This is a genomic window from Streptomyces sp. ADI95-17, from assembly GCF_003846175.1.
GTDB classification, from domain to species: Bacteria; Actinomycetota; Actinomycetes; order Streptomycetales; family Streptomycetaceae; genus Streptomyces; species Streptomyces sanglieri.
The window spans coordinates 260,896-275,624 of the sequence record NZ_ML123052.1; the positions used below are offsets into that span (position 1 = coordinate 260,896).

16 protein-coding genes and 1 tRNA gene are annotated in these 14,729 nt (G+C 71.8%); 13 read left to right on the forward strand and 4 right to left on the reverse strand.

The window, feature by feature from the left end:
- The first annotated feature begins 4 nt into the window (after positions 1 to 4).
- The 6 genes from glp to EES42_RS38495 all read left to right on the forward strand — a co-directional run bounded on the left by glp (position 5) and on the right by EES42_RS38495 (position 4,640).
- Positions 5 to 1,315: a molybdotransferase-like divisome protein Glp gene (glp, locus tag EES42_RS38470; protein ID WP_124722842.1), complete on the forward strand. Its 1,311-nt coding sequence runs from the start codon at positions 5 to 7 to the stop codon at positions 1,313 to 1,315.
- 148 nt (positions 1,316 to 1,463) lie between these two features.
- Complete coding sequence (gene moaC, locus EES42_RS38475) at positions 1,464 to 2,000, forward strand: cyclic pyranopterin monophosphate synthase MoaC (protein WP_124722843.1); 537 nt, start codon at positions 1,464 to 1,466, stop codon at positions 1,998 to 2,000.
- Between the two features lie 62 nt (positions 2,001 to 2,062).
- Complete coding sequence (locus EES42_RS38480) at positions 2,063 to 2,563, forward strand: MogA/MoaB family molybdenum cofactor biosynthesis protein (protein WP_124723023.1); 501 nt, start codon at positions 2,063 to 2,065, stop codon at positions 2,561 to 2,563.
- Positions 2,560 to 3,192, forward strand: coding sequence for a GNAT family N-acetyltransferase (locus tag EES42_RS38485; RefSeq protein ID WP_124722844.1), 633 nt, complete (start codon positions 2,560 to 2,562; stop codon positions 3,190 to 3,192). Before EES42_RS38480 ends, EES42_RS38485 begins: the two co-directional genes overlap by 4 nt.
- Before the next feature lie 158 nt (positions 3,193 to 3,350).
- The gene (gene glpR, locus EES42_RS38490) at positions 3,351 to 4,469 is read left to right on the forward strand and encodes a divisome protein SepX/GlpR (RefSeq protein WP_124722845.1); all 1,119 of its coding nucleotides are present in this window, start codon (positions 3,351 to 3,353) and stop codon (positions 4,467 to 4,469) included.
- Between the two features lie 97 nt (positions 4,470 to 4,566).
- Positions 4,567 to 4,640, forward strand: a tRNA-Ala gene (locus EES42_RS38495).
- Positions 4,641 to 4,736: 96 nt separating this feature from the next.
- Here the strand turns inward: EES42_RS38495 and EES42_RS38500 are convergent.
- A complete protein-coding gene (locus tag EES42_RS38500; RefSeq protein WP_124722846.1) occupies positions 4,737 to 5,009 on the reverse strand; it encodes a hypothetical protein in 273 nt (90 codons plus the stop codon).
- Positions 5,010 to 5,130: 121 nt separating this feature from the next.
- Between EES42_RS38500 and EES42_RS38505 the strand changes: the two genes are divergently transcribed.
- Positions 5,131 to 5,730, forward strand: a complete 600-nt coding sequence (locus tag EES42_RS38505) for a winged helix-turn-helix domain-containing protein (RefSeq protein ID WP_124722847.1) — start codon at positions 5,131 to 5,133, stop codon at positions 5,728 to 5,730.
- Positions 5,731 to 5,754: 24 nt separating this feature from the next.
- Here EES42_RS38505 and EES42_RS38510 read toward each other — a convergent pair whose 3' ends face one another.
- The gene (locus EES42_RS38510; RefSeq protein WP_124722848.1) at positions 5,755 to 6,741 is read right to left on the reverse strand and encodes an aldo/keto reductase; all 987 of its coding nucleotides are present in this window, start codon (positions 6,739 to 6,741) and stop codon (positions 5,755 to 5,757) included.
- 179 nt (positions 6,742 to 6,920) lie between these two features.
- On the opposite strand from EES42_RS38510, the gene EES42_RS38515 reads away from it, so the two are divergent.
- Positions 6,921 to 7,706: an SAM-dependent methyltransferase gene (locus EES42_RS38515; protein WP_124722849.1), complete on the forward strand. Its 786-nt coding sequence runs from the start codon at positions 6,921 to 6,923 to the stop codon at positions 7,704 to 7,706.
- Between the two features lie 83 nt (positions 7,707 to 7,789).
- The gene (locus tag EES42_RS38520) at positions 7,790 to 8,950 is read left to right on the forward strand and encodes a serine hydrolase domain-containing protein (protein WP_124722850.1); all 1,161 of its coding nucleotides are present in this window, start codon (positions 7,790 to 7,792) and stop codon (positions 8,948 to 8,950) included.
- Between the two features lie 19 nt (positions 8,951 to 8,969).
- Here the strand turns inward: EES42_RS38520 and EES42_RS38525 are convergent, their stop codons facing one another.
- On the reverse strand, positions 8,970 to 9,449 hold the full coding sequence (locus EES42_RS38525; RefSeq protein ID WP_124722851.1) for a GNAT family N-acetyltransferase: 480 nt from the start codon (positions 9,447 to 9,449) through the stop codon (positions 8,970 to 8,972).
- A 50-nt stretch (positions 9,450 to 9,499) separates the two neighbouring features.
- On the opposite strand from EES42_RS38525, the gene EES42_RS38530 reads away from it, so the two are divergent.
- A complete protein-coding gene (locus EES42_RS38530) occupies positions 9,500 to 10,315 on the forward strand; it encodes an exodeoxyribonuclease III (protein ID WP_124722852.1) in 816 nt (271 codons plus the stop codon).
- A gap of 106 nt (positions 10,316 to 10,421) precedes the next feature.
- On the opposite strand, the gene EES42_RS38535 is transcribed toward EES42_RS38530, so the two are convergent.
- Positions 10,422 to 11,075 carry a MerR family transcriptional regulator gene (locus tag EES42_RS38535; protein ID WP_124723024.1) on the reverse strand — a complete coding sequence of 218 codons (654 nt, stop codon included), beginning with the start codon at positions 11,073 to 11,075 and terminating at the stop codon, positions 10,422 to 10,424.
- A gap of 195 nt (positions 11,076 to 11,270) precedes the next feature.
- Between EES42_RS38535 and EES42_RS38540 the strand changes: the two genes are divergently transcribed.
- The 3 genes from EES42_RS38540 to EES42_RS38550 are packed head-to-tail and all read left to right on the forward strand — an operon-like array spanning position 11,271 to position 14,667.
- Positions 11,271 to 12,809: a flavin-containing monooxygenase gene (locus EES42_RS38540; RefSeq protein ID WP_124722853.1), complete on the forward strand. Its 1,539-nt coding sequence runs from the start codon at positions 11,271 to 11,273 to the stop codon at positions 12,807 to 12,809.
- On the forward strand, positions 12,806 to 13,777 hold the full coding sequence (locus tag EES42_RS38545) for an alpha/beta fold hydrolase (protein ID WP_124722854.1): 972 nt from the start codon (positions 12,806 to 12,808) through the stop codon (positions 13,775 to 13,777). The genes EES42_RS38540 and EES42_RS38545 overlap by 4 nt, the downstream gene beginning before the upstream one ends.
- A complete protein-coding gene (locus EES42_RS38550) occupies positions 13,774 to 14,667 on the forward strand; it encodes an SDR family oxidoreductase (protein WP_124722855.1) in 894 nt (297 codons plus the stop codon). Before EES42_RS38545 ends, EES42_RS38550 begins: the two co-directional genes overlap by 4 nt.
- Positions 14,668 to 14,729 lie beyond the last annotated feature (62 nt).

Genomic DNA, 14,729 nt, shown 5'->3' on the forward strand with positions numbered 1-14,729 from the left:
CACCTTGAGCAGCACGATCTGGTCGGTGGACGAGCACCTGGACGACATTCTCGGCGCGGTGCGACCGCTCGAACCCATCGAGCTGCAACTGCACGACGCCCAGGGCTGCGTCCTGGTCGAGGACGTCATGGTGGAGATCGCCCTGCCGCCCTTCGACAACAGCTCGATGGACGGGTACGCGGTCCGGGTCGCCGATGTCGAGGGCGCAGACGAGGAGTTCCCCGTGGTGCTCACCGTCGTCGGTGACATCGCGGCGGGCAGCGACGGACTGGCCGGCGACCGGAGCCTCGGCCCCGGCGAGGCCGCCCGGATCATGACCGGTGCCCCGCTGCCGGCCGGTGCCGAGGCCGTGGTCCCGGTCGAGTGGACCGACGGCGGTACGGGCGGCGGCCCCGCCGACACCATGCGCTCCCTGCGGGAGGCTCCGGAAGGGGCGGGCGGCGAGGTCCGGGTGCACCGGCCGGTCGAGGCACGCGCCCATGTCCGGGCCCGCGGCAGCGACGTGAAGCCGGGTGATCTGGCGCTGAGCGCCGGATCGGTGATCGGCCCGCCGCAGATCGGCCTGCTCGCCGCGATCGGCCGCTCGACGGTGAAGGTGCGGCCCCGGCCGCGCGTCGTCGTCATCTCCACCGGCAGCGAGCTGGTCCAGCCCGGCGAGGAGCTGACCGGCGGCCGGATCTACGACTCGAACAGCTTCGCTCTCACGGCCGCGGCCAAGGACGCCGGAGCGATCGCCTACCGGGTCGGCGCCGTCACCGACGACGCCGACACGCTCCGCGCCACCATCGAGGACCAGCTGATCCGGGCCGACATCGTGGTCACCACCGGCGGCGTCAGCGTCGGCGCGTACGACGTCGTCAAGGAGGCCCTGTCCTCGGTGGGCGACGAGGACGAGCCGGGCAGCGGCATCGACTTCCGCAAGCTCGCCATGCAGCCGGGCAAGCCGCAGGGCTTCGGTTCGATCGGCCCCGACCACACCCCGCTGCTGGCGCTGCCGGGCAACCCCGTCTCGTCGTACATCTCCTTCGAGCTGTTCGTACGGCCCGCGATCCGGGCCCTGATGGGCCTCAAAGAAGTGAACCGCCCCACCGTCCGGGCCACGCTCGAAGCCGACAAGGCACTCTCCTCGCCGTCCGGCAGGCGCCAGTTCCTGCGCGGTACGTACGACGCGGAGGCCGGCACGGTCACCCCCGTCGGCGGTTCCGGATCGCATCTGATCGCCGCCCTCGCCCACTCGGACGCGCTCATCGTGCTGCCCGAGGACGTCACCTCCGCCGAGCCCGGCACGGACACCGAGGTGATCCTGCTCCGCTGATCCCGGGGCGGTGGCGGTACGGTGTCTGGCGCTGTGCCTTCCCGGGGACACCCCCGGGCCCCCGGCCCGCACCCCGGTGCGGGCGCAGGGCCTGTCCGGCGGACAGGCCCTGGCGGGCAACCGGCGCCCTACCGCGAGGCGGAGTTAGTTGAGTACGCAGAACAGGCTGACGCACATCGACGAGGCGGGCGCGGCCCGCATGGTCGACGTCTCGGAGAAGGACGTCACCGCGCGGGTGGCCCGCGCGAGCGGCCGGGTCCTCGTCTCGCCGCGCGTCGTCGAGCTGCTGCGCGGCGAGGGTGTCCCCAAGGGCGACGCCCTCGCGACCGCCCGGATCGCCGGGATCATGGGCGCCAAGCGCACCCCCGACCTGATCCCGCTCTGCCACCCGCTGGCGGTCTCCGGCGTCACGGTCGACCTGGGCGTCGCCGACGACGCGGTGGAGATCACGGCCACCGTGAAGACCACGGACCGCACCGGCGTCGAGATGGAGGCCCTGACCGCCGTCTCCGTCGCCGCGCTCACCGTGATCGACATGATCAAGGCGGTCGACAAGTCGGCGGTCATCACGGACGTACGGGTCGAGTCGAAGTCCGGCGGCAAGTCCGGCGACTACCGGCGCACCGAGGACCTCCGGCGCACCGAGGGACTCCCGCGTACCGAGGCGGACGGAGCGGGCGCGTGACGGCGCCCGGGACGGGGCAGCCGGGCGATGCCCGGCCGTCCGGGGCCCCGCTCGGCGGCGCGTTGACCGCCCCCTACGCCGCCCTCGTCGTCACCGCCTCCAACCGCGCCTCGGCCGGCGTCTACGCCGACAAGGGCGGCCCCCTGATCTCCGAGGCGCTCACGCAGCTCGGCTTCGCCGTCGACGGACCGCAGGTCGTGCCCGACGGCGACCCGGTCGAACAGGCCCTGCGGGCAGGAGTGGCCGCCGGGTACGACGTCATCGTCACGACCGGCGGCACGGGCATCTCGCCCACCGACCGCACCCCCGAGGCCACCCGCCGCGTCCTGGACCACGAGATCCCCGGCATCCCCGAGGCGATCCGTGCCGAGGGCCGCGAGAAGGTCCCCACCGCCGCGCTCTCCAGGGGCCTGGCGGGCGTCGCGGGCGGCACCCTCATCGTGAACCTGCCGGGCTCCACCGGCGGGGTGCGCGACGGACTCGCCGTCCTCACACGTCTTTTGGTGCACGCCGTCGACCAGTTGCGCGGCGGCGATCACCCCCGACCGGGGAGCCCGAGCTGAACGTCTCGACCTGGCCGGCGGTCCTCAGCGACGGCGCGATCGTGCTCCGCCCGATCAAACTGCGCGACCAGCGCATGTGGCGCGAGGTCAACCGGCGCAACCGCGACTGGCTGCGCCCCTGGGAGGCGACGGTGCCGCCGCCCGCCCCGGGCGGACCGGTGGCCCAGCGCCCCACGTACCGTCAGATGATCCGCCACCTGCGCGCCGAGGCCAACGCGGGCCGGATGCTGCCGTTCGCCATCGAGTACGAGGGGCGGCTGGTCGGTCAGCTGACGGTCGCCGGGATCACCTGGGGCTCGATGTGCTCGGGCCATGTCGGCTACTGGGTCGACCAGGAGGTGGCCGGCCGGGGCGTGATGCCGACCGCGGTCGCCCTCGCCGTCGACCACTGCTTCCGCTCGGTCGGACTGCACCGGATCGAGGTGTGCATTCGGCCGGAGAACGGGCCCAGCAGAAGAGTCGTGGAGAAACTGGGATTCCGCGAGGAGGGCTTGCGCCCGCGCTATCTCCACATCGACGGTGCCTGGCGCGATCACCTCATCTACGCGCTCACCGCGGAGGAAGTGCCCGACGGGATGTTGCGGCGCTGGCACCGGACGCGACCTGGAACGCCACGGGAAATAAAATAAGTGTTCGATATTGATCGGTGGTTGGTCGATGACGAACGCACAAACACCCACGGTTGATCCGAACAATCGCAAAAAAAGTCCGTGATATCAGCCGGATCGTGCGACACACCGGGCCAATTGGCGGATGCCCCCGCGCAAACCCCTCTACGGTGTGAGACGTGAGCAGCAGCGGCCTCATCTACGCAGTCATCGTCGGGGCCTGGGCCGCCTACTTGGTGCCGATGTGGCTCCGCAGGCAGGATGAGCTCAACGAAGCCCGTCCGACGGAACGCTTCAGCACCGCCATCCGGCTGCTGTCCGGACGGGCGGCGATGGAGCGCCGGTACGCCAAGGAATTGCGGGAGCGCACCGCCGAGGAGGCGGAGCCCGACGCCGACCCGGACGTCGCCACGGACCGAATGGTCTCCGTGGACGTCCGGGCCTTCGCCGCGCCCGACGCACAGACCGAAGCCCGGGTGCACGACCCGGCGCGCGCCGCCGAGGAGCGCCCCGAACCGGCACCGGCCCCTGCCCGGCGAGCCCGTCCGCGCCCCGGCGCGACGGACGCCGAGCGCGTCCGGCGCGCCCAGCGCCTCCAGGTCCTCGCGCGCCGCCGGCGCACCACCGTGATCCTCTTCCTGGCCTTCACCCTCGGCGCGGTCGTCGCGGCGGTCGGCGGCCTGCACTTCCTCTGGGCACCCGCGGTTCCGGCCGTGCTGCTGAGCACGTACATCGTGCATCTGCGGGCCCAGGAGCGGCGCCGGTTCGCCTTCACCATGGACCGTCGCCGGGCCGAGGTGGCGGCGCAGCACCTGCGCGAGAACCGTCCCCGCAGGCACCAGCCGGACGCGGCGGCCCCCGCCGAGCCCGACGAGGAGCCCGAAGCGCGCCGCCCCGAGCCGGAGCCCGCGCCCGTGGTCTCCCCGCAGGAGGCCGGCCGCCGCGCCCTGGTCGAGCAGACGGACCACGCGGAATGGGTCGACCAGCAGCGCGAACGCGGCCGGACCCAGGGCGACAGCTGGGAGCCGGTCCCGGTCCCGCTGCCGACCTACGTCACGGCCCCGGTCGCCCCGCGCGCCACCGGTGGCGTCGAGGTCGGCAACCCGGAGACCTGGAGCGCGGCCCGCTCCAGCGCCGCCGAGCCCACCCAGACGGGCACCTCGCACCCCGCGGCGCCCCCGGTCGACCCGGCGCCGCGCCAGCGCACCAGTCATTCCCGCCGGACCCGCGACCGGGGCCGGACCCCGCTCTTCGACCAGTACGAGGACGGGGACCGTCCCCGGGCCGCCAACGAGTGAGCCCGCTCCGGACCCCCTGCACCGCCGCCACGGCTGACCAGCACGGACCGGATTTCCGAGCACCCCGTCCGGGGTGCTAGAGTTTCACTCGTTGCAAGGGCCTGTGGCGCAGTCTGGTAGCGCACCTCGTTCGCATCGAGGGGGTCTGGGGTTCAAATCCCCACAGGTCCACCGCACACACGAGATCCCGTCCGATCGAAAGTTCGGGCGGGATCTTCGTCGTTCCGCAGGTCGGTCCCGCATCGTGGCGCAGTGGCCCACGGACCGTCAGTTGCGGTGGGCGGCCCGCAGCCAGGCGATGTCGATCACCGCGATCGCGCCCCAGATCCAGCAGACGGTGGCAACGCCGCCCGGTGCGAGTGCCGTTGCGAGGGTGCCGAGGGCGAGCGTGCCCAGGACGACCCGGGCGGTGCGTCCTGCGGTCAGGGCCGTGCGAAGCGGGCCCCGTTCCGTCAGGCGGTCGGACAGGTAGGCGTCGAAGGCCTCCGCCACCTGGTCGTCGATCTCGTCCCGAGTGCGGGCGTCCAGTGATTCCGGCATGGGTATCCCCCCGAATCCCGGCGCCGGGTGGCGCCTCCCTGGCCAACGTAACCATTGCAGAGAGGTTCTGCAAACAGTCTCTGCAATGATTGCAGAGAACCTCTGCACTATGCTGGCGGGCATGGTCGAGCGTCCCGAGACGAGAGTGCTCACCGGCCAGGACCTCAAGGCCTTCTACAAGGCGCTGTCCAACCCGGTGCGCCGCGACATCCTGAGCTATCTCGGCGAACACGGCGAGGCGAACTCCACCGGCGTCGCCAAGGCTCTCGGCGAGTCCACCGGCACCACCAGCTATCACCTGCGCAAGCTCGCCGACCTCAAGCTGATCGCGGAGATCGAGGAGCGTTCGACCGGGCGGGAGCGCTGGTGGAAGTCGCTCATGACGAACATCTTCACGCCGCCCGGCCTGGAGATGACCGAGGACGAGCGCGAGGCCGCAGTGAAGCTCGGCACGCTCAGGATGACCCATGACCTGAACCTGGTCGTGAAGGCGTACGCCGGTTACGACGCCTCGGCGGGGTGGAACCAGATCTACCGCGCCGGGCTGCGGATGACACGGGAGCAGGTCACCGCGTTCGCCGAGGAGTACCAGGCGCTGCTGCACAAGTACACGAGCGCGCCCGGCGAGCACCTGCCGGACTCGCGCCAGATGGCCGTGCGCCTGGTCATGCTGCCCGACGACGGCGGCAGGCCCGCGCCGCCGCCGGACGAGGAGCGGTGACGGCGGGGCCGGCCACGCCCGGGATCAGTGGGCGTTGTCCAGGCGCGCCCGCTGGTCGTCCGTCAGGTCCAGGTCGACCGCCGCGAGGTTCTCCTTCAGCTGGGTCACCGACGAAGCTCCGGCCAGCGGGATCACCGGCAGCCGGCCGCCGATCTGCCAGGCCAGGACGACCTGGTTGATGCCGGCCCCGGTCTCGGCGGCGATCTCGCGCAGGACCGCGAGCCGTGCGGGGGTGCCGGGGTGGTCGTAGTCCTGGGGGAGGGGCTTGTCGGTGCGGGTGTACGCGCCGGCGAGCAGCGGTGAGTAGGCGACCAGGGTCAGTGCGGGCTCGGCGCGCAGGTAGCTGAGCATCTCGGGGCCGGCGTGGCCGAGGCTGCCGTCCTCGAAGAGCGGGCTGGGGACGTCGAACCGGGGGCGCAGATGGCTGTGCTGGTACTGCAGCACCTCGTAGCCGGGCAGTCCGGCGGCGGCCGCGAGCGCGCGGGCCCGCTCCACCCGCCAGACGGCGTGGTTGCTGGCGCCCAGCAGTCCGACCGCGCCCTCCGCCACCAGCTCCCCGAACGCCTCGACGGTCTCGCCGAGGGGGACGGTCCGGTCCTCGATGTGTGCGTAGAGCAGGTCCAGCTTGTCCACGCCGAGCCGTTCCCGGCTGCGCTCGGCGGCCTCGCGGACCGCCTTCGCGGACAGGCCCTCCGGGTTGTCGACGAACCCGGTGCCGGGTGCGAGGGGTTCGGCGCCCAGCTTGGTGGCGATGACTATCTCGTCGCCGACACCGCGGCTGCGCCGCCACTTCCCGAGCAGCCGCTCGCTCTGGCCGCCGAGGCCGCCCTCGACCCAGTACGCGTAGTTGTCGGAGGTGTCGATGAAGGTGCCGCCGGCCTCGACGAAGTGGTCCAGGATCGCGAACGACGTCTTCTCGTCGGTGACCGACCCGAAGAGCATCGCGCCGAGCGCGAGGACGCTCACCTCGCGGCGGGTGGCGGGATCGGTTCCGATGGTGCGGTACTTCATGGCGGTCCCCTCCGGTTCCGGCCGCCGTCGTTCGGTGGCCGTGAGAAGGAGTGTGGATGTTGAAGTGCACTTCAAGGCAAGAGGGTTCCGGTCGTGGTCGCGTGGTGGGCGTCGCCTACTCTGAACGCGTTCACCCCTGTTGAATTCTTCCGAATTCTCCGCACCGAGAGGAGCGCCCAGTGACGGTCGACAGGCCCGAGCTCCGGATCGACACCAGCAAGCCCCACCCCGCGCGCGTCTACGACTGGCTCCTGGGCGGCAAGGACAACTATCCGGTCGATCAGCAGGTGGCGGAGCAGTTGCCCGCAGAGGCGCGGGGCAACGCGGCGCGGAACCGGGCCTTCATGCACCGGGCCTCCGCCTGGCTGGCGCGCAACGGGGTCGATCAGTTCCTCGACATCGGCACCGGCATCCCCACCGAGCCCAATCTGCACCAGGTGGTCCAGGGCATCACGCCGTCCGCCCGGATCGTCTACGCGGACAACGACCCGATCGTCCTGCGGCACGCGGAGGCGCTGCTGATCAGCAGGCCGGAGGGGGCCACCGACTACATCCACGCGGATGTGCGGAAGCCGGAGGCGATCGTCGAACACGCCCGCGGGCTGCTGGACTTCGACCGGCCGGTCGCCCTGTCCCTGATCGCGCTGCTGCACTTCCTGCCGGACGACGAGGACCCGTACGCCATCACCCGCACGCTGGTCGACGCGTTGCCGTCGGGCAGCTTCCTGGTGCTCTCGCACGGCACGGCCGACCAGCACCCGGAGCTGAAGGACGAGACCGAGGCCACGTACAAGAAGGGGGCGATCCCGCTGCGGATGCGTACCCGGAGCGAGGTGGAGCCCTTCTTCGAGGGGCTGGAGCTTGTCGAACCCGGACTGGTCTTCGCCACTGAGTGGTACCGCGAGGAGCCCGCGCCCGTGCAGGAGCGCAGCGGCTTCTACGTGGGTGTCGGCCGGGTGCGCTGACCCGGGACGACGAGTTCCGGGCCGATCAGTTCCGGGCGGTGCGGCGGTCCTTCTTTCCGGAGCATGAGCGGGAAGGTGGAGCGATGACCGAACTGAACGATGTCCTGAACGAGTACGTCGGCGACGGGGCGGCGCCCGGCGCCGTGGGGCTGGTGGCCCGGGGGGACCGGGTCGAGGTGGCGGCCGTCGGATCGGCCGATGCGCAGGGCACGGTCCCGATGGGCCGGGACTCGATCTTCCGCATCGCGTCGATGACCAAGCCGATCGTCGCCGCCGCGGCCATGATGCTGGTCGAGGAGGGCCGGATCGCGCTGAACGAGCCGGTCCGGCAGTGGCTGCCGGAGCTGGCGGCACCGGTGGTGGTCCGTACGCCGTCCTCCCCGGTCGACGACGTGGTTCCGGCCGACCGGGTCATCACGGTGGAGGATCTGCTCACCTTCCGGGCCGGGTACGGCTTCCCGTCGGACTTCTCGCTGCCCGCGGTCGGGCTGCTGTTCAGCGAGCTGAAGCAGGGGTCGCTGGAGCCGCAGCTCGTCCCGGAACCGGACGCCTGGATGGCCGCGCTGTCCCGTGTCCCACTGCTCCACCAGCCGGGAGAGGAGTGGCTGTACAACACCTGCTCCGACATCCTCGGGGTGCTGATCGCCCGGGTCTCGGACCGGTCGCTGCCCGAGTTCCTGGCGGAGCGGCTGTTCGAGCCGCTGGGCATGGCCGACACCGGATTCGTCGTGCCCGCGGCCAAGGCCGGCCGGTTCACCAGTTTCTACCGGGCCGATCCGGAGGGCGGTGGGCTCCTGTTGGCCGACGGTCCGGGCGGGCAGTGGAGCAGCGCGCCCGCGTTCCCGTCCGGCGCCGGCGGGCTGGTCTCGACCGCCGACGACTGGTATGCCTTCGCCCGGATGCTGCTCGCCGGGGGAGAAGCGGGCAGCGGTGACGGGCGCCGGCTGTTGTCGCAGGACTCGGTGCGGCTGATGACCACCGACCATCTGACGCGGGCGCAACGCGAGCGCAGCGCGCTGTTCCTGGAAGGCCAGGGCTGGGGCTACGGCGGGTCGGTGGACGTCGAGGCCATCGATCCCTGGAACGTTCCGGGGCGCTACGGCTGGGTGGGCGGCACGGGAACGGCCGGACATCTCACGCCCGCCACCGGCACCGTCTCCGTCCTGCTGACCCAGCTGGCGATGACCGGACCGACCCCGCCCCCGATGATGCGGGAGTTCTGGCGGTACGCCGCCGGCGCCTGACGGCCGGGCGGTGCGGCCGCTACCGCAGCGGCTTCGCGAAGCAGAGGCTGCTCTCGTACGTCCGGTAGTGGCCGAACTTCTCGCACGGGGTGTAGCCGCTGGACGTGTACAGCGCGATCGCCTCGGGCTGCTGGTCCCCGGTCTCCAGCACCATGCGGACCCGGCCCGCCGCCCGCGCGTCGTCCTCCAGGGCAGCCAGGATGCGGCGGGCCAGTCCGTTGCCCCGGCCCTCGGGTATCACGAACATCCGCTTGAGCTCGGCGTCGCCGTCCGAGTAGCCCTCGTCGTTGCGGTCCTGGGTGCGCCAGCCGCCGGTGGCGACGGGGCGGTCCCGCGTGTCGTAGGCGAGGAGGTACAGACCGTTCGGCGGCTCGAACATCGCGGGGTCGAGCGGTGTGACATCGCCCTCGTCCCCGTACCGCTCGGCATATTCGAGCTGTACCTGGTCGTTGAGTTTGACGGCATCGGGGTGGTCGAAGGACCGAGGGTGGATAATCATGCGGATTATGGTACATGTATGCGTAAGCTGAATGTCGGTATCGTGCCGGGATGCTGACTGTCACCACCGTCAATGTGAACGGGCTCCGCGCCGCCGCCAAGAAGGGCTTCGTCGAGTGGCTGGCCCTTACCGAAGCCGATGTGATCTGCCTCCAGGAGGTACGGGCCGAGCCGCAGCAGCTGCCCGAAGAGGTGCGTGAGCCGGCGGGCTGGCACACCGTGCACGCGCCGGCCGCCGCCAAGGGGCGGGCCGGGGTCTCCCTCTACACGCGGCGTGCGCCGGAGCGCGTGCAGATCGGGTTCGGCGGATTCGGGGACGCCGGGAGCGAGGAGTTCGACGCGAGCGGGCGGTACGTGGAGGTCGACCTGCCGGGCGTCACGGTCGCGAGCCTGTATCTGCCGTCCGGTGAGGTCGGGACCGAGAAGCAGGACGAGAAGGAGCGGTTCATGGCCGCGTTCCTCCCGTATCTGAAGGGCCTGAAGGAGCGGGCCACCGCCGACGGCCGCGAGGTGGTGGTCTGCGGCGACTGGAACATCGCACACCAGGAGGCGGACCTCAAGAACTGGAAGGGCAACAAGAAGAACTCCGGCTTCCTCCCCGAGGAGCGGGAGTGGCTGACCCGGGTCTTCGACGAGGCGGAGTACGTAGACGTCGTACGGGCGCTGCACCCCGACGAGGAGGGGCCGTACTCGTGGTGGTCCTACCGGGGGCGGGCCTTCGACAACGACACCGGCTGGCGGATCGACTACCAGGTGGCGACGCCGGGACTGGCCGGGCGCGCGGTGAAGGGCTGGGTCGAGCGGGCCGCGACGCACGGTGAGCGGTGGAGCGACCACGCGCCGGTGACGGTGGTCTTCGAACAGTAGAGCGTGCGAACGGGGAGAGTACCGGGCGGTACGGGCCGGGCAGTATCCCGGCGTGCGATCGAGATCGAGAGAGTCCGCCCGGCAGCAGTCCTCGCGTGACCGCCCGTCAGGGGGTGGGATCCCGCGGCGGTTCGTCGGTGCTTTCGCGGCGCAGCCGCCGGTCCAGTGCCATGGACAGCTCGGCGTCCACCACCGCGCGGGCCAGCGGCCGCAGCTGCGGCGGTTCGGTCTCGTCGCCGCCCTGGCCCTCCAGGACGCCCACGAAGAGCTCGGCGAGCGCGTCGGCGTGCTCGCGGACGCGGCGGCCGGCCGCCAGCACGGTGGAGAGCGGCACCCCCTCGCGCACCAGCTGGGACGACACCTCCAGCAGGCGGCGGCTGATGTGGACGATCTCGTCGCCGTCGGTGGCGAGATAGCCCAGTTCGAGGGCGGCGGCCAGGTTCTCCGGGGTGGTCTCGCCCTCGAAGTAGTCCGCGAGCTGCTCGGGGGTGAGGCGCACCGGGGTCTCCTCGGTCGGCTCGCCAAGGCCCAGCACCTCGGCGACATCGCGGCCGCTCTCGAAGGTGCGGGCGAGATCGGCGATGCCGGTGAGGGTGTGGCCGCGTTCCAGCAGGCCGGTGATGGTGCGCAGCCGGGCCAGGTGGTGGTCGTCGTACCAGGCGATGCGCCCCTCGCGGCGGGGCGGCGAGATCAGTCCGCGCTCACGGTAGAAGCGCACGGTCCGCACCGGGATGCCGGCCTCCTTGGCCAGCTCCTCCATGCGGTATTCGCGGTGCTCGCGTCCTTCGGCCACACCCGCACCCTACCGGCCCCGCCGGTGGCTCGGGCCGCTTGTTGTACCGCCGGTAACTTTCCACTGCCGTACCCCTACCCATCGGTACGGAGCTGCTCTACTCTCCCAACAATGCCAGTGATTGCTGGCAGAGTCGTGTGACGTACCGCGGGAGGCGGCAGCATGGCCCAGCACGAGCACGTACGAGTGGCGGTGATCGGATCCGGATTCGGGGGCCTCGGGGCCGCGGTCCGGCTGCGCCGCGAAGGCATCACGGACTTCGTCGTCCTGGAGCGGGCCGACTCCGTCGGCGGCACCTGGCGCGACAACAGCTATCCGGGCTGCGCCTGCGACGTACCGTCCCACCTCTACTCGTTCTCGTTCGCGCCCAACCCCGAGTGGCCGCGCACCTTCTCCGGCCAGGAGCACATCCGCGCCTACCTGGAGCACGTCGCGGACACCTTCGGGCTGCGCCCGCACCTCCGGCTGGGCCATGAAGTGACGATTATGCGCTGGGAGCGCGAGGAGCTGCACTGGGTCATCGAGACGGCGAACGGGGCCCGCTTCACGGCCGATGTCGTGGTCTCCGCGACCGGCCCGCTCTCCGACCCGAAGACGCCGGACATACCCGGCCTCGCCGACTTCCCCGGCAAGGTCTTCCACTCGGCCCGCTGGGACCACGACGCCGATCTGACCGGCAAGCGCGTCGCCGTGATCGGCACCGGCGCCTCCGCCATCCAGATCGTGCCCGCGATCCAGCCGAAGGTCGGCAGCCTGACGCTCTTCCAGCGCACCCCGCCCTGGGTCATGCCGCGCATGGACCGGAAGATCAGCGGCGCCGAGCGCTGGCTGCACCGCGCCCTGCCGGCCACCGGCACGGCCCGTCGCGGACTGCTCTGGGGCATAAGGGAGTTGCAGGTCAGCGCCTTCACCAAGCACCCGGGCGAGCTGGGACTGGTCGAGAGGATAGCCAAGGCCAACATGGCGCGGGCGATCAAGGACCCGGAGCTGCGGGCCAAGCTGACCCCCTCGTACCGCATCGGCTGCAAGCGCATCCTGCTCTCCAGCGCCTACTACCCGGCGCTCGCCCAGCCCAACGTGGACGTGGTCGCCTCCGGCCTGGCCGAGGTGCGCGGCTCCACGCTGGTCGCCTCCGACGGTACGGAGACCGAGGTCGACGCGATCATCTTCGGCACCGGCTTCCACGTCACCGACATGCCGATCGCCGAGCGCGTGGTGGGCGCGGACGGCATCACGCTCACCGAGTCCTGGAAGGACGGCATGCAGGCGCTGCGCGGCGCCAGCGCCGCCGGCTTCCCCAACTGGATGACGATCATCGGCCCCAACACCGGGCTCGGGAACTCCTCGATGATTCTGATGATCGAGTCCCAGCTGAACTACATGGCCGACTACCTGCGCCAGCTGAACGTGCTGGGCGGGCGCGTCGCGCTCGACGCGCGGACCTCGGCGGTCGGGTCCTGGAACCGCCGCGTCCAGGAGCGGATGAAGCGCACCGTGTGGAACACCGGCGGCTGCAACAGCTGGTACCTGGACGCCAGCGGGCGCAACACCACGGTCTGGCCGGGCACCACCGCCGAATTCCGCAAGGCGACGCGGTCGGTCGACCTCTCGGAGTACGAGGTCGTACGGATCCCGAAGCGGGCCGCCGCCGCGAAGGAACCGGCGGCCGGGAAGGCCGTCGCCGAGGAGGTCGGGGGATGAGCCGGCTGCTGCGGCGCGACAGCGCCCCGCCGGTCCCCGCGCGCGAACTCACCGTGCGCTCCGCCGACGGCGCCCGCATCCACGTCGAGGTGCACGGGCGGGACGGCGCGCCGGCCGTGGTGCTCGCGCACGGCTGGACGTGCAGCACCCGCTTCTGGGACGCGCAGATCAGGGACCTCGCGGCGGACCACCGGGTCGTCGTCTACGACCAGCGCGGCCACGGCGGCTCGCCCGCGGTCGCCGCCGGGGGATGCAGCACCGACGCCCTCGCCGACGACCTCGAAGCGGTGCTGGCCGCCACGCTGGAACCGGGTGAGAAGGCCGTGCTCGGCGGGCACTCCATGGGCGGCATGACGATCATGGCCGCTGCCCGGCGGGCCGGGCTGCGTGAGCACGCGGCGGCCGTACTGCTGTGCAGCACCGGGAGTTCGCGGCTGCCCGCCGAGTCGGTGGTGGTGCCGATGCGGGCCGGTGCGGTGCGGACCCGGATGACCCGGGGGATCCTCGTGGCGTCGGCCCCGCTGGGACCGGTCACGCCGATTACCCGGCGGGTGCTCAAGTACGCCACGATGGGAGCAGGGTCGGCCCCGGAGCGGGTGGAGACCTGTGCCCGGATCGTGCACGCCTGCCCGAGGAAGGCCCGGGCCGCCTGGGGGCGGGTCCTCGCGGACCTCGATCTCGACGCGGGCGTACGGGAGTTGCGGGTGCCCACGGCGGTGATCGCGGGTACGGCGGACCGGCTCACCCCGATCGGGCACGCACGCGCGATCGCGGCCGCGCTCCCCGACGGCCTGGGGCTCACCGAACTGACGGGCCTGGGCCACATGACGCCGGTGGAGGCGCCGGAGGCGGTCACGGCGAAGCTCCGGGAGCTGGTCGCCGCGTACCTCCCTGCGGGTGCGGACGCGGGCGCGAAGACGGATTCGAGTGCGGGCACGGGTACGGCCGAGAAGGAGGAGGTCGCATGAGCGGCAGGCGGAGTCTCGAAGGACAGGTCGTCGTCGTCACGGGCGCGGCGCGCGGCGTGGGCGAACTGCTGGCCCGCAAGCTCTCGGCACGCGGCGCGAAACTCGCGCTGGTCGGCCTGGAGCCGGACGAGCTGAAGAAGGTCTCCGAGCGGCTGCACTCGGAGAGCGACCACTGGTTCGCGGACGTCACCGACCACGAGGCGATGGCGCGGGTCGCCCAGGAGGTCAAGCAGCGGTTCGGGAAGATCGATGTCGTCGTCGCCAACGCCGGGGTCGCCGCGGGCGGACCGTTCGTCGACTCGGACCCGGATGCCTGGCGCCGGGTCATCGAGGTCAACCTGATCGGCGGCGCGGTGACCGGGCGGGCGTTCCTGCCGGTGCTGATGGAGAGCCGCGGCTACTTCCTCCAGATCGCCTCGCTCGCGGCGATGACGCCGGCGCCGATGATGACCGCGTACTGCGCGTCCAAGTCGGGCGTGGAGGCGTTCGCGCACAGCCTGCGGGCCGAGGTCGCCCACCGGGGCGTGAAGGTCGGGGTCGGCTACCTGTCCTGGACCGACACGGACATGGTGCGGGGCGCCGACCAGGACGACGTGATGCGCGAACTGCGCCAGCGGCTGCCCTGGCCGGCGAACCGCACGTACCCGCTGGGTCCCGCCGTCGACCGGATCGTCGCCGGTGTCGAGCGCCGCTCCCCGCACGTGTACGCGCAGTGGTGGCTGCGCGGGATGCAGTCCGTACGGGGTTACCTGCCCTCGCTGATAGGCGTCGTCGGCCAGCGGGAGGTCCGCAGGTTCGGCTCGCGGCTGGACAGCGTGAGCAAGGGCCTCGTGGGCGCCGGAGGCGCCGCTGACCAGGACGCGAGGGCGGCGGCTACGCAGCGTAAGTGATCGACATGCGGTGGATGCCGGGTCCTGCGACGCTGAACGTGGTCCTCACGGACCGCCCCCAA

What these genes read in the sequence shown, in the direction of transcription:
- EES42_RS38505 (WP_124722847.1), top strand. Translation starts at nt 5,131, where the DNA reads ATGGTCGAGCGTCCCGAGACGAGAGTGCTCACCGGCCAGGACCTCAAG.
- EES42_RS38525 (WP_124722851.1), bottom strand. Translation starts at nt 9,449, where the DNA reads ATGATTATCCACCCTCGGTCCTTCGACCACCCCGATGCCGTCAAACTC.
- EES42_RS38530 (WP_124722852.1), top strand. Translation starts at nt 9,500, where the DNA reads ATGCTGACTGTCACCACCGTCAATGTGAACGGGCTCCGCGCCGCCGCC.
- EES42_RS38520 (WP_124722850.1), top strand. Translation starts at nt 7,790, where the DNA reads ATGACCGAACTGAACGATGTCCTGAACGAGTACGTCGGCGACGGGGCG.
- EES42_RS38545 (WP_124722854.1), top strand. Translation starts at nt 12,806, where the DNA reads ATGAGCCGGCTGCTGCGGCGCGACAGCGCCCCGCCGGTCCCCGCGCGC.
- EES42_RS38510 (WP_124722848.1), bottom strand. Translation starts at nt 6,741, where the DNA reads ATGAAGTACCGCACCATCGGAACCGATCCCGCCACCCGCCGCGAGGTG.
- EES42_RS38540 (WP_124722853.1), top strand. Translation starts at nt 11,271, where the DNA reads ATGGCCCAGCACGAGCACGTACGAGTGGCGGTGATCGGATCCGGATTC.
- EES42_RS38535 (WP_124723024.1), bottom strand. Translation starts at nt 11,075, where the DNA reads ATGGAGGAGCTGGCCAAGGAGGCCGGCATCCCGGTGCGGACCGTGCGC.
- EES42_RS38500 (WP_124722846.1), bottom strand. Translation starts at nt 5,009, where the DNA reads ATGCCGGAATCACTGGACGCCCGCACTCGGGACGAGATCGACGACCAG.
- EES42_RS38550 (WP_124722855.1), top strand. Translation starts at nt 13,774, where the DNA reads ATGAGCGGCAGGCGGAGTCTCGAAGGACAGGTCGTCGTCGTCACGGGC.